Annotated in this window: 11 protein-coding genes; 7 read left to right on the top strand and 4 right to left on the bottom strand. The window is 34.8% G+C overall.

Annotated elements, in window-relative coordinates; genetic code table 11:
• The first annotated feature begins 385 nt into the window (after window positions 1–385).
• Window positions 386–736 (top strand): aspartate 1-decarboxylase, encoded by a 351-nt coding sequence (gene panD / locus FNJ88_RS02010; RefSeq protein ID WP_143851496.1) that lies wholly within the window; start codon window positions 386–388, stop codon window positions 734–736.
• Window positions 737–752: 16 nt separating this feature from the next.
• Window positions 753–1,796 carry a lysylphosphatidylglycerol synthase transmembrane domain-containing protein gene (locus FNJ88_RS02005; protein ID WP_143851495.1) on the top strand — a complete coding sequence of 348 codons (1,044 nt, stop codon included), beginning with the start codon at window positions 753–755 and terminating at the stop codon, window positions 1,794–1,796.
• 71 nt (window positions 1,797–1,867) lie between these two features.
• Here the strand turns inward: FNJ88_RS02005 and FNJ88_RS02000 are convergent, their stop codons facing one another.
• A complete protein-coding gene (locus FNJ88_RS02000; RefSeq protein WP_143851494.1) occupies window positions 1,868–2,245 on the bottom strand; it encodes a hypothetical protein in 378 nt (125 codons plus the stop codon).
• Window position 2,246: 1 nt separating this feature from the next.
• The gene (locus FNJ88_RS01995; RefSeq protein WP_143851493.1) at window positions 2,247–4,262 is read right to left on the bottom strand and encodes a M3 family metallopeptidase; all 2,016 of its coding nucleotides are present in this window, start codon (window positions 4,260–4,262) and stop codon (window positions 2,247–2,249) included.
• A 460-nt stretch (window positions 4,263–4,722) separates the two neighbouring features.
• On the opposite strand from FNJ88_RS01995, the gene FNJ88_RS01990 reads away from it, so the two are divergent.
• The 4 genes from FNJ88_RS01990 (at window position 4,723) to FNJ88_RS01975 (ending at window position 10,205) form a co-directional block, all read left to right on the top strand.
• Window positions 4,723–5,787 (top strand): DUF6263 family protein, encoded by a 1,065-nt coding sequence (locus FNJ88_RS01990; RefSeq protein ID WP_143851492.1) that lies wholly within the window; start codon window positions 4,723–4,725, stop codon window positions 5,785–5,787.
• A gap of 78 nt (window positions 5,788–5,865) precedes the next feature.
• A complete protein-coding gene (locus tag FNJ88_RS01985) occupies window positions 5,866–6,087 on the top strand; it encodes a hypothetical protein (protein WP_143851491.1) in 222 nt (73 codons plus the stop codon).
• A gap of 42 nt (window positions 6,088–6,129) precedes the next feature.
• Window positions 6,130–8,691: a YfhO family protein gene (locus FNJ88_RS01980; protein WP_143851490.1), complete on the top strand. Its 2,562-nt coding sequence runs from the start codon at window positions 6,130–6,132 to the stop codon at window positions 8,689–8,691.
• 227 nt (window positions 8,692–8,918) lie between these two features.
• Window positions 8,919–10,205, top strand: coding sequence for a glycosyltransferase family 4 protein (locus tag FNJ88_RS01975; RefSeq protein WP_143851489.1), 1,287 nt, complete (start codon window positions 8,919–8,921; stop codon window positions 10,203–10,205).
• A 168-nt stretch (window positions 10,206–10,373) separates the two neighbouring features.
• Here the strand turns inward: FNJ88_RS01975 and FNJ88_RS01970 are convergent, their stop codons facing one another.
• Both FNJ88_RS01970 and FNJ88_RS01965 read right to left on the bottom strand, forming a co-directional pair.
• Entirely contained in the window at window positions 10,374–11,354 is a 981-nt protein-coding gene (locus FNJ88_RS01970) for a PLP-dependent cysteine synthase family protein (RefSeq protein ID WP_143851488.1), read from the bottom strand.
• Window positions 11,355–11,428: 74 nt separating this feature from the next.
• On the bottom strand, window positions 11,429–12,658 hold the full coding sequence (locus FNJ88_RS01965) for an ABC transporter permease (protein ID WP_143851487.1): 1,230 nt from the start codon (window positions 12,656–12,658) through the stop codon (window positions 11,429–11,431).
• 3 nt (window positions 12,659–12,661) lie between these two features.
• Here FNJ88_RS01965 and FNJ88_RS01960 point away from each other — a divergent pair, with 3 nt between their 5' ends.
• Entirely contained in the window at window positions 12,662–13,858 is a 1,197-nt protein-coding gene (locus FNJ88_RS01960) for an exo-beta-N-acetylmuramidase NamZ domain-containing protein (protein ID WP_143851486.1), read from the top strand.
• The last annotated feature ends 3 nt before the right edge of the window (window positions 13,859–13,861 follow it).

The raw sequence follows: 13,861 nt of genomic DNA, 5'->3' as shown, positions 1-13,861 counted from the left end.
AGTTAAGGTTAGTTCGATTATACAAGCAAATATAAAACAATTTTCATATTGAGCAAATTTTTTGGAATTAATTAATCAAAATATAATTATTTTAATCTTTTCAAAAGAAAACTATAATTGACCATTTATTATTTCATGAGGGTTACCGAGAGACCGTTTTAAATTAAACTCAATGCTGATAAGCTTTAGTTTTATGATGGTAAATTTTAACACTGATTGCGAATTATGGAATTGAAAGTTGAAAGTTAATTACTAGCTACATATTATGACATCGGTCTCCTATATTTTCTTTTTTTGTTAGGCTATTTGTAATGTTAAATGAAAAGCGTTTATGAAGATCAAATATTATGATAATTTTTTCATTTAAAATAATTAAATTTGCGCCATGTTAATTGAAGTATTTAAGTCCAAAATTCACCGGGTCAGAGTTACTGAGTCGGACCTTAATTATATCGGAAGCATCACAATTGATGAAGATTTACTCGAGGCATCCGGAATTATTGTTGGGGAGAGAGTGTATATTGTAAATGTAAATAATGGGGAAAGGTTTGATACCTACACTATTAAAGGAAAAAGAAAATCTGGTGAGATTTGCTTAAATGGTCCTGCTGCAAGGCGTGTACAAAAAGATGATGTTATTATCATCATCGCTTATGCACAGATGACTCCCGAAGAAGCAAAGACTTTTCAGCCTAAAATTATATTTCCAAACGAAAAAACAAATTTACTTACTTAATTTTTGAATTATCATTTTGGATCAAAACAAGAAAGCAAATCCTTTAAAAACGTTTTTAACGATTGCAGTTTCTCTTTCAATTGCTGCCTTATTTATGTGGTGGGCGTTGAAGGGAATGGAATTTAAAAAAATTGCAGGCTACTTCGCAAAAGCCAATTATCTGTGGGTTTTCGCCGCTGCACTATTTGGGATCTTAGCTTATTGGTTTCGGGCTGTGCGTTGGAACCTGTTACTGGAACCCATGGGTTACAAGATATCTAACTCCAATTCGTTGTGGACCATCTCCTTTGGTTATTTAATGAATTTAACTATTCCACGAAGTGGTGAATTGGCCCGGTCAACCGCTCTTTTCAGTGTGGAGAACGTTCCTGTAGAGAAGTCATTTGGAACAATAATTTTAGAAAGAGTTGTGGATTTATTATGCATGATGGTTTTCTTAGGATTAACACTTCTCTTTAAATACAAAGCAATTTTTGCATTTTACCACTATATAACAGAGGAAAAGGGTAAAGCTGCTGAATCTTCTTCTAACAATACCCTATTTATCGTTTTAGGTGCCTTTGTTATTATTGCAATAGTTCTTATCCTACTTAGAAAAAAATTAGAACATCTAACAATTTATCAAAAAGTTGTTAATTTTGGAAAAGGACTCTTCCATGGGCTAACTTCAATTTTTAAAATGAAGCAAAAGGGTAAATTTCTTGCATATACCGTAGGAATCTGGATGAGTTACTATATGGCCGCTTATTTGGTTTGTTTTGCTTTACCGGAAACTTCACAATTTACTTTTACTGATGGGTTTTTTATTATTGTGGTAGGAACTTTAGGAATGATGGTTCCCGCATCTGGCGGAATCGGTGCTTTTCATTTAGCATTAAAATTTGGAATTATGGCCTTGTTTCTTTCCATGGGTAAAAATCCAGAGGAAGGTGGAGAAGTAGGCTTGTCGTATGCGTTCATTTCCCACACCATGCAACTGGTGATCATGTTGGTTATGGGTGCGATTTCCATTCCTGTTTTGGCTAAATCCAGAAGTAGAGCTTCAGGGAGGAATTTGTAAGTAGAGAATAAAAATATTAAAAAAGGGTTTACTGTTAAGTTAGCCCTTTTCGATTTGTAATCGGATGAAAGTTAATCTTTGATGAAAAAGGTGTCAGATTCATCGATTAATGGGATGTAAATTCGCTGCCAGTTTTCATAACCAGCGCTCATTTTCCATACGTGACCCTCTCCCTCAGTATCTTCTGCTAATAGGATAATTCCTGGCTCCAAAACGAAAGACTTCTCATCACTTGTTTTGAATTTTAACTTACCGCTTAACGTTACAACAATCTGTTTCCGTGGCGCCGTGTGAGTGCCTAATTGCCAAGTGTCAATCTCATTGGCAAACCAAAATTCTTTAGAATTAATTTTTACATTGGTGCATATTGTTCCTTTATCAAAATAACTTTCCCCTTTTGCATCCCGCATCAGCCGAATAGCGCGTATGTGATTGTTGTTTTCGTCCATATTATCCAAACGCTCTTTTCAATAGACTTTCTACTTGTGGTTCACTGCCTCGGAAGTTTTTATACAATTCCATCGGATCTTTTGTTCCGCCCGAAGAAAGTAGAATCTTATATTTTGCAGCGATTTCAGGATTGAAAATCCCATTTTCTTTAAAATATTGAAAAGCATCTGCATCCAAAACTTCTGCCCATTTATAAGAATAATATCCTGCTGAATAACCTCCTTGGAAGATATGCGAAAAACTTGTACTCATAACCGTTTCTGGATTGCTTGGGTAAAGGTTGGTTGCCTTAGTTTCTTGTACTTCGAAGGTTTTTATATCTCCAGCTTTATCAAATGTAGTATGATAACTCATATCCAAAATTCCAAAACCGACTTGTCTTAATGTCTGATATCCTTCCATGAAATTTTTGGAGTCTGAGATTTTCTGGATCTTTTCATCTGACAGAATTTCTCCAGTCTGATAATGTTTTGCGAAGGTCTTTAAGAACTCTGGCTCATAACAATAGTTTTCTAAAAACTGAGAGGGAAGTTCTACAAAATCCCATTTAACCGAAGTTCCGGAAAGATTAGGATAAATAGTGTCTGCCATCACACCATGTAAAGCGTGCCCAAATTCGTGAAAAAGAGTAGTAACTTCCTGAAAAGTCAATAAGCTTGGAGTATCACCCGACGGTTTTGAGAAATTACAAACCACAGAAATATGCGGCCGATGATTTTTACCATTTTTGATAAACTGATTTTTAAAACTTGTCATCCAGGCACCAGCTCTTTTTCCTTTTCTCGGGAAATAATCAGCGTAGAGTAGCGCTTTAAAATCTCCTTCTTCGAAAATTTCATACGTCTTTACTTCATCGTGGTAAACCTGAACTTCATTAGTCTCCTTAAACTCTAAACCAAATAATTGATGAGCTAAGCCGAAAACTGCGTCCTGAACTTTCTCTAATTGGAAGAAAGGTTTCAATTCTTCATCATCAATATCAAATTTATGCTTGCGCAGTTTCTCAGCGTAGAAAGTATGGTCGTAACTTTCCATTTCTTCGATTCCGTCTGCTTTGGCAAGTGTTTTCAATTCCTCAATTTCCTTTTCTGCGTAAGGTTTTGCTTTTTCTAATAATTCATTTAAAAATGATTTCACCTGTACGGGAGATTTCGCCATTCTTTCTTCTAAAACGTAATCTGCATAATTTTCGTAGCCTAATAGTTTTGCTTTTTCCTGTTTTAAAGAAATGATCTCTTTAATTAAATTTTGATTGTCAAACTCATTATTTTGAAATGACTTTTTACCATTTGCCAGCGCTAATTCTTTTCTTAATTCTCGATTTTCAGCATAGGTCATGAAGGGTGAATAACTTGGGTATTGCAAAGTAATTACGAACCCTTCTAAATTTCTATTTTTTGCTTCTTCACGATATTGTTGCAGAATTGCTTCCGGAATTCCTTGCATCTCTTTTTCGTTCGTAATATGTTTGAAATAGTTATTAGTTTCTGCTAATACATTTTGCCCAAATTGTAGCGATTTCTTTGAAAGTTCAACGCTGATATTTTTAAATTTTTCTTGATCGGCCTCATTCAAGAGGGCACCACTTCTTACGAAACCTTTATAAGTTTCATTTAGAAGCATTTGCTGTTCCTCACTAAGGTGGTATTTTTCTTTTTCGTCAAATACTTTTTTAATCTTCTTAAAGAGGGCGGTATTTTGAGATATTTTTGCGGAGAATTCTGTTAAAAGTGGTGAGACTTCCTGAGCTATTTTCTGAATTTCATCATTGGTCTCCGCGGAGTTTAGATTAAAGAAAATACTTGAAATTATATCTAACTGCTCGCCAGAGTAGGCCAGGGCTTCGATAACGTTTTCAAAAGCAGGTTCTTCTTTATTGTCAACGATTGCATCAATTTCTTTTTCCGAAAGTCTAATTAATTCTTGAAATGCCGGAAGAAAATGTTCTTCTTTAATTTCATTAAAAGGCGCCGAATTGTATTTTGTTGTAAATGTTTGTAGTAGGGGATTTTGCATTTGTAATTTAAGTATAATTAAATTTTATCTTTTAAGATTGAACAGCAAATTTACTGAAAATTAACTTTTTGAAAGTGATGCAACTTCTGAAATCATCCTGACTCCTCAAGGAAACTTTAAAAAAGAAACTTGGCATAGGATTGCGACCTGGATTACCTTATAAATTTGATGAAATTATTTATGGATGGACAAATGCATAAATCGCCTGGTGGAGGCTTGATTGATTTGAAAGTAAGACCTGAGAAATAAATTTTAAATATAAAATGTAATCGTTTTTTTTAATCCAACTTATTTGTGAAAAGATAAAATAAATTTAGTCACTTTTTCTACTTAGGGAAAGGATGTTAAAAATATATAATCTTTGAAACCATCAGAAATAATTACCTTAAATTTGTCAATTGTTTCTAAAAATGAACATCTTTAGAAATTAATTGTAAGTAAAATTCCGTAAAATCAATAAATGAAAAAATTCACAGCCATTGCGCTTCTTTCCATAACATTAATTGCTTGTAAAAAAGAAACCAAAACAATAACTAAGATTGATCCTGAAACTGGAAAAACGGTTAGTGTAGAAGTACCTGTAGTAAACACTGCTGATTCAAGTGCTGTTGATCAAAATGCAGCTGCTCAACCAGCAATTCGTGATTCTTTAGGTGTTTATAAACAAACCTTTAAATTGGAAAAAGGGCAAACTTATCCACTGGTTACCTACCAGAAAGATGTACAGACTATGACTGCGCCAGATGGTAAATCGCAAAGTGGAACTAGCGAAATGACTGATGAAATGTCGTTTACAGTAAATGATCTTAAAGATGGAGTTTATGATATCAGTATTAATCTTACCGGAAAAAGAAATGCACAAACTGCGAACGGGAAAAATGTGGTAGTTGATACCAAACAACCTGAACCAAAAGACGAGCAGTTGAAGATGATGTGGAAAGTGAACAAAGCCCTGGTAGGAAATAAATTAAACTTAAAAATGACCGAAACCGGAAAAGTTAATTCAATCACTGGTTTTGATGCGATTTACAATAAAATTTCTGCATCAGTTGGGACTGCGATTAAAGACGCGAAAGATAAAACAGCATTCGTCAGCAGTTTTAAAAAGAGTTTTAATGAAAAGACTTTGAAAGAACAGTTTGACAAAAACTTAGTTTTAATTCCAGCAAAAGGAGTGAAAATAGGAGAGAAATGGACCCAAAGTGAAAATGCTACCCCAGACGGGAAAATTAAATTAACAACCACTTACACCTTAAAAAGTGTTGGAAATGGAACCGCACAAATTGCAGTTTCGGGGGGTATTCCTAAAAAATCGGATAAGAAAACACAAGAGGGAATTACCAGAAGTATGAGCTCACAATTGGAGCAAAATGGAACCATCACATTGGATCAGAATACAGGTTGGGTGAAGAATCAAAATATTGCAGTGAAAACCACTCAGATGGAAACTTTGTCAGACGGGAAACAAACTCAAACGATGAAGTCGACTTCTAATTCTACTGTTGTTGTTAATCCTTCAAAATAAACATTTACAAATAGAAATAAGATCGCAAAATCTAACCTTGATTTTAAAGAAACCTTCATCCATTACTAAAAATAATAAATGAAATATATTTTAGAATTAATTCTAACGACCGTAATCATCTTCTTTGTCTGGAATTTTTTGAAAAGAATATTTTTTACCAGTTTATTTAAATTTCCAAAACCGCGGAATAACGAAACGGTAAACCAACAACAGACAAATAAAAAAAACCTTAATTCCAATATAAAATGGGATGCGGAAACCGTAGATTACGAAGAAGTAGAAGAAACGAAAAACAAGTAAATCCTTTGGCATTGCCAAAGGGTTTTTCTGAATATAAAACTAATGATGACAAAAAATAAAAATTTAATTTTCATAATCGGAAGCCTTGTGGTTTTCGTTTTATTGGCAGTTATTTACGCTAATCCTGTTCTTACCGGCAAACAGCTTTTTCAGCACGATATTGTGCAATACAAAGGCGGTGCAAAGGAGCTTTTGGATTACAGAGCCCAAAATAGTAAAGAAACGTACTGGAGCGATTCTATGTTCGGTGGAATGCCAACTTACCAAATGGGATCGCAGTTCAGAGGTGATGTTATAAAAAGTATTGATGATCTTTTGAACTTTCTTCCGAAGCCGGCAAATTATATTTTTCTACTTTTCTCAGGATTCTTTCTTTTGGGTTTAGTCGTTGTCAAAAATTGGAAATATGCACTTTTAGGAGCTACATTTTTCGGGCTTTCTACTTATTTCTATATTGCACTTGCCGCAGGGCACAATGGTAAAATCCATACAGTTGCGTATTTTGCTCCACTTCTAGCCGGAATCCTCCTTGTTTATATCCGTAAGAAATATGTGATCGGATTCATAGTCACTGCACTTTTTATGGGTTTGCAGATTGCTGCAAATCATCCACAGATGACTTATTATCTTTTTGTTGCACTAGGTTTTCTATTCCTTTCGGAGCTTATTAGGGCGATTCAGGGAAAAACAAACTGGAGGCATTTTGGGATTTCAACAGGAATTTTAGCTTTAGCTTTTGTACTTGGAGTTGGCATGAATTCACAACGGATCATGGCCAATGCCGAATATATTACAGAAACAGTGAGAGGTAAGCAGATTCTGGATAACGACCGTCATTCTGCTGATAAATCCGGGATGGATAAAGAAAGCATGTTGATGTGGAGTTATGGTAAGCTGGAAACTTTAAATTTGTTTATTCCCCGATTAATGGGAGGGGCAAGTAACGAGGCAGGCTCCGAAGAAATGATGGGTAGACTACAGGGTTTGATTAACGAAAATGTGAGTTCTCAGCAGGAAATGGATCAGGTTTCTCGGGGGTTTAGCTCTCTTACCTACTGGGGTGACCAACCAGGAACATCTGGGCCGGCGTATCAAGGTGCCGTGGTGTGCTTCTTGGCGTTGTTAGGGTTTTTCTTTGCATGGAAGAAATACCGATACTGGATTCTTGGGGCATCCATTTTGACCATTCTTTTAGCATGGGGAAGCAATTTTATGCCTCTTTCAGATTTCTTTATTGATTATGTGCCTTTTTATAATAAATTCCGTGCTCCAAGTTCTATTTTGGTTGTGGTAGAATTACTGTTCCCGTTAATTGCAATTGTGGGGCTTTATCGTTTTTTTAATTCCAATGAAAAGACCGAGACCTCTCAAGAAAATATTTTAACTGAAGAGTATAAAAAGAAAATATTAATCTACACAAGTTCCATTGTTTTAGGGATTACCTTCCTGTTGTTACTCTTCGGAAAGTCTATTTTAGGTTTTTATACCGGACAGGAAAAAACTTATCTACCTGCCTTCGTTTTAGAATTTTTGGTGGACGAGCGTTTTACTATGTTTAGAATCGATGCTATGAAAGCCATTGTTTTTGTTGCAATTACAGCAGGCGCTTTATTTTTAAGTTTAAAGAAGAAAATAAGTCCGAATATTGTCCTGATCATTTTAGGATTGGTCAGTTTTTTTGATTTGTGGAGTGTAAATAAGAGATACCTCAATAATGAAAATTTCATTGATAAAGCTTTTACTGAAAATCCTTTTCAAACTGAGAACTCTGATTTGCTGATGCAGAAAGTGGGTGAAAATCCTAATTTGAAATCTCTTCTAGATCAGGTAAACGTTAATAAAACTTTAGAAACTATTGCAGAAAAAGATAAAGGTCATTATCGAATTTATAATCAAGTTTTAGGAGCGTTCGGCGAAACGAATACTTCTTATTTTAAATCATCAGTCGGTGGATATCATGCTGTAAAGTTGAGAAGATATGATGATTTAATAAATGAATATTTCAGTAAAATGGATACGGTTAAAACCCCGCGAATCCTTAATATGCTGAATACAAGATATTTTATTTTTGGGAATTTAGAGAAACCAGAAGCGCTTAGTAATGCTGATGCCAACGGTAATGCCTGGTTTGTTTCGCAAATTAAAATAGCGAATTCATCGAATGAGGAGATTCAGCAAATTGGCGATATTGATACTAAGAAAATTGCTGTTATCTCTAAAGATGATAAAAAGTATTTTGACGGAAAACCATTGCAGCAAGATTCTACGGCCTTTTTAGATTTAAAGAAATACGAAGCCAACGAACTGGAATTCACCTCTCAATCGAAAACGCCACAGTTAGCGGTATTCTCGGAAATCTATTATCCAAAAGGCTGGAAGATGTTTGTTGACGACAAAGAAGTGCCTTACATCAAAGCAGATTATTTGTTAAGAGCTGTATATGTTCCAGCTGGAAAGCACTCCATTAAAATGATTTTTGCACCTGATGTTATTGCAAAAGGAAAAGTTATTTCGATGATTGCATTTGGATTATTTTTATTGTTGAGTGGCTTGGGAATTTATTTTTTATACCGGAACAAAGACAGAGAAAATTTGGCTGTGTAAGGATCTTAAATCGTTGCAAAAGATTTGCGGGATCTTCCTAATTTTGATTTTTACCGCAAAAGAAGCAATCAATTATTCTTTAAAATAAACCGTTAAGAAATTAAGGAGATGAAGTCTTAATTGTTCTTAATCTCTTAATGGTTTGACTTTATATTATGCATTTAAATAATTTTATTTTATAATTTCTGAAAGTAACTTCACGGTTGTTAATTCCTGTCAAATATTAAATGAAACCAGCGAAAAAAATATTAATCATTACCTATTATTGGCCTCCAGCGGGTGGACCAGGAGTTCAACGTTGGTTGAAATTTGTAAAATATTTACCCGATTTCGGTTGGAAACCTTTTGTTTTTATTCCTGAAAACCCGAGTTATCCGATTGTTGATGAGACTTTAGAAAAAGAAATTTCTAACGATTTAGAAATCATTAAAACCAAGATTTGGGAACCTTATCAACTTGCTGAGTTTTTTGGAAAAGACAATAAAAAATTCAAAGCCGGGCAATTTGATGTTGGAAAAAATCAATCCTGGAAATCCAGGCTTTCGATTTGGGTACGTGGTAATTTTTTCATTCCTGATGCACGTGTTTTCTGGGTGAAACCGTCTGTGAACTTTTTAAAGAAATATTTGAAAGAGAATCAGTTTGACGCTTTTATTACGACCGGTCCACCGCATTCGATGCATCTGATTGGCTTGGGATTAAAGAAGGAGTTTCCTGATTTAAAATGGATTGCCGATTTTCGTGATCCATGGACAGAAATCTCTTATTATAAACATTTGAAATTGACCAAGGCTGCAGATCAAAAACACAGAGATCTGGAACAGAAAGTTTTTAGAACTGCAGATATTACTTTAGCCACCAGTTTTTCTGATGCTGAAAATTTCAGAAAGAAAGGAGCGAATTCTTTTTGTATTACCAATGGTTATGATAGACATGAAGTTGCGAAAAATATTAAAACAAAGAATTCAAAATTTACATTAAGTTATACCGGAGTTTTGGAACAGTTGCGAAATCCTGAAGTTTTATGGACAGTTTTAAACGAACTGATTTCCGAGAACGAGGATTTTAAAAATGATTTTCAATTAAAGTTTGTTGGAAGAATCGATGATAAAATTATGACTGAAATTGAAAAATCAGAACTTAAAAATTTGGTGCGTAATTTAGGGTATGTTTCACATTCAGAAGCGAATATAGAAATGGCGAATTCTGATTTACTTTTACTCACTAATTTCCCTGATGAAAGCTCAAAAGGAATTATTCCCGGAAAGATTTTTGAATATTTAGCAATTGGAAAACAGATTATTTCTTTTGGCCCAAAAGAGAGTGATGTAAAGAAAATCTTACAAGAAACCAATGCTGGAAAACATTTTTCTTATGATGATGAATCAGAATTGAAAGTGTTTTTATTACAGAAATTTGAAGAATGGAAGTCAGGAAATACAATTTCTGAAACTCAAAATATAGAACAATTCTCACGAAAAAATTTGACTAAAAAACTAACGGAACTTTTGTAACCACTTTGCGTGAGGGAGAAGGTGGAAATCCTTTTTTCTTCACCCTAACCTTCTCCAAAGGAGGGAACTACATGAAAAAAGATTGGGAACTGGATACCGACGTTTATAAAAGCAGCCGTAAAAGTAAACTTTTACGGCTGTTTTTATAAAGGACACGCCCACAAAATTTTACAACCAGCCCATTTCTTTCATCCACTCATCATTGTAGATTTTTCCCACATATCTGGATCCGTGATCATGTAATAAAACTACAATTACGTCATCTTTGGTGAATTGATCTTTCATCTGACTTAAAGCGGCAATTGCACTTCCTGCAGAATAACCGCAGAAAATACCTTCTTCTTTTGCAAGTTTTCGAGCATAAACAGCACCGTCTTTATCAGTTACTTTTTCAAAGTGATCAATTACAGTCATATCAAAGTTCTCTGGAATGATATCTTCGCCAATTCCTTCGGTGATGTAGGAATGAGCATGGTCTGGATGATATTCCCCGGTTTCGTGGAATTCTTTTAGGATAGAACCATAAGTATCAACACCAATTACTTGAATATTGAGATTTTTTTCTTTGAAGAACGTTCCACAGCCAGTTACCGTTCCCCCTGTTCCTGCACCTGCCATGAAATGTGTTAATTTACCTTCCGTTTGCTCCCAAATTTCTGGTGCGGTAGATTCATAATGTGCTAATCTGTTCGATAAATTATCATATTGATTCACGTACCAACCATTTTCAGTTTCTTCGCCCAATCTCTTGGAAACAGAATAATAAGAGCGTGGATCATCTGGCGTTACGTCTGTCGGGCAAACGATTACTTCTGCGCCAACAGCTCTTAAAATATCATTTTTTTCTTTGGACTGTTTAGCATTTGTTACAAAAATACATTTATAACCTTTCACGATTGCGGCTAAAGCCAGGCCCATTCCTGTATTCCCAGAAGTTCCTTCGATAATGGTACCACCTGGTTTTAGACGTCCGTCTTTTTCAGCGTCTTCAATCATTTTCAAAGCCATTCTGTCTTTCACAGAATTCCCGGGATTAAAGGTTTCTACTTTTGCTAAAACCAAAGCTGGAAAATCCTCACCCAAAACCTTGTTCAGTTTTACAAGCGGTGTATTTCCAATAGTTTCAAGAATATTTTGTGCGTATTTCATAGCTTTTTTTGAATTGTTAATTCGATAAATATTGTAACAATAATTATGAATTTGCAAAGATATAATTTTATATATTAATTGTAGTTGATTGCTTTAACGGGCGAAATCTTACTGATCAGATAGCTTGGCAAGACCAAAGAAATACCCGAAATAATCAAGATGCCGACAGAAATTAGGATGATGTGTAATACATTGATTTCCACGGGAACTACACTCAAATAGTAGTTTTCTGGATTTAACTGAATAATACCAAAATATTTTTGAATAAATAAAAGAAGCAAACCAATTAAATTACCAAATATTAAACCTGGGATCATAATGAGTAAAGTATAGTTAATAAAGATCCATCGGATTTGACCATTTGTGGCTCCCAAAGTTTTCAGCATGCCTATAGACTTGGTTCTTTCAATAATTAGTATGAGGAGAACCATGATAATATTGATGATAACTACCACCAACATAATAATGATAATTAGAGCAATATTCATATCAAAAATAGCAATGAAATCCATGATCTGTGGATATTGATCTGTAGCTTTTACGGTGTAATTTTTGTAGCCGGCCAACTTATCAATTTTCGGAGCGTCTTCGTCAATATCATTAATATTTTTTAGAAAAACATCAATTCCGCCCACATCATTACTTTGCATACCCTGAATTTTTCGGGCATGGTTAATTCCTCCGATTACGAACAAATCATCAATCATTTTGATGTCGGTTTTGTAAATACCTACAATTTCAAATTTACGATAAAGTGGTTTCTGACTTTCTTTAGAAAAAATTGCAACAATACTGTCTTTCACATTAAGATGGAGGTCATTTGCAATCTTTTTCGAAATACAGATGCCGTTATTATAGCCTTTCTCCGTAACAGCCGGTAGATGTCCTTCAACTAAAAACTTTCGGAATCTTGCAGAATCAAAATCTTTTCCGACACCTTTAAATATAATCCCTGCAAAGTTATGTTCGTTCCGGAGAATGCCGCTTACCGCTACGTATTTTTGAGTTGATGCAACATCCGGAAGTGCTTTTATTTTATCTACCTTAAGGCCTTCTGTGCTTAAAATTGAAGAATTGTAGGAATTATTGGATTGTTTGGATTTAATGGAAATGTGGCCCGAGAAATCTGCCATTCTTTCCTTGATGGCTTTTTTGGAGCCAAATCCGATAGAAATTGTCAAAAGTGAAACAATCACTCCCAATGCAACGGAAAGTCGACCAATAAAGACTATAACCCGTGACAGATTATTTTTATTATCTTTGGAAAAAGCAATTTTTTTAGAAAAATATAACGGAAATTTCAAGAGATGAGTTTAAGAGCCAAAAATAAAGATTTACTTCTGATTGTGCTAATTTATTTTGGTTTTTACCAAATGAATTTTGCACAGAATATCGATAAGAACTGTTTTAAAACGGGTGCAGACCGCCCAGAATTGTATCTCCCTTTACTTAAAAATAAATCGCTGGCGATTGTGACTAATCAAACGGGATTACTGAAAGACAAGACTTTTTTGGTGGACTATTTAGTGAAAAATAATATCAACATCAGAACTATTTTTGCGCCTGAGCATGGCTTTCGGGGCGATGCAGATGCGGGACAACATGTTAAAAACGGAGTAGATAGCAAAACTGGTATTCCTATTATTTCCCTTTATGGAACTAACAAAAAACCGAAACCGGAACAATTAAAAGGAATTGATGTCATACTTTTTGATATTCAGGACGTTGGTGTTCGATTCTATACCTATATTTCTACTTTAACTTATGTAATGGAGGCCGCCGCTGAAAATAATGTAGAAGTGATCGTGCTGGACCGCCCAAATCCACATGATGGATACATTGATGGTCCGGTTTTACAAAATCAGTGGAAGAGTTTTGTTGGGATGCACAATATTCCCGTGGTGTACGGTTTAACGATTGGGGAATATGGGAAAATGGTCAATGGTGAAAAATGGCTTAGCAAAGGAATACAAGCCAAGTATACGGTGGTTCCTATGCAGAATTATCATAAGAAACAAAGGTATGAGATTTCTGAGCAACCTTCACCTAATCTGCCTAACGACCTATCTATTAATTTGTACCCTAGTTTATGTTTTTTTGAAGGAACTCAGGTTTCAGTGGGTAGAGGAACTGGTTTGCCCTTTCAGATTTACGGTTCGCCGTGGACTAAAGATTTCGCTTATCAATTTACACCAAAACCTTCTGCCGGTGCAACCGATCCTTTTTTAAACGGTCAATTGTGTTACGGTGAAAACCTTTCAAATCATACAGATGATTTACGAGCGTTAAACTTAGACTGGCTTCTGCAGTCCTATAAAGAATATAAAAATCCAAAACAGGACTTCTTCCTAAAGAATTTGTTCTTCGATAAACTGGCAGGAACAGATCAACTTAGAAAGCAAATCATCGCTGGTAAATCTGCAAAAGAAATTAAAGATTCGTGGAAAAATGATTTGAATGATTTCGAGAAAATCAGAATGAAGTATATCATTTATGAAGATTAATTA

The sequence above is a fragment of the Chryseobacterium sp. SNU WT5 genome, assembly GCF_007362475.1.
Taxonomy (GTDB): Bacteria; Bacteroidota; Bacteroidia; order Flavobacteriales; family Weeksellaceae; genus Kaistella.
This window is presented reverse-complemented; position numbering and strand designations above follow the sequence as displayed.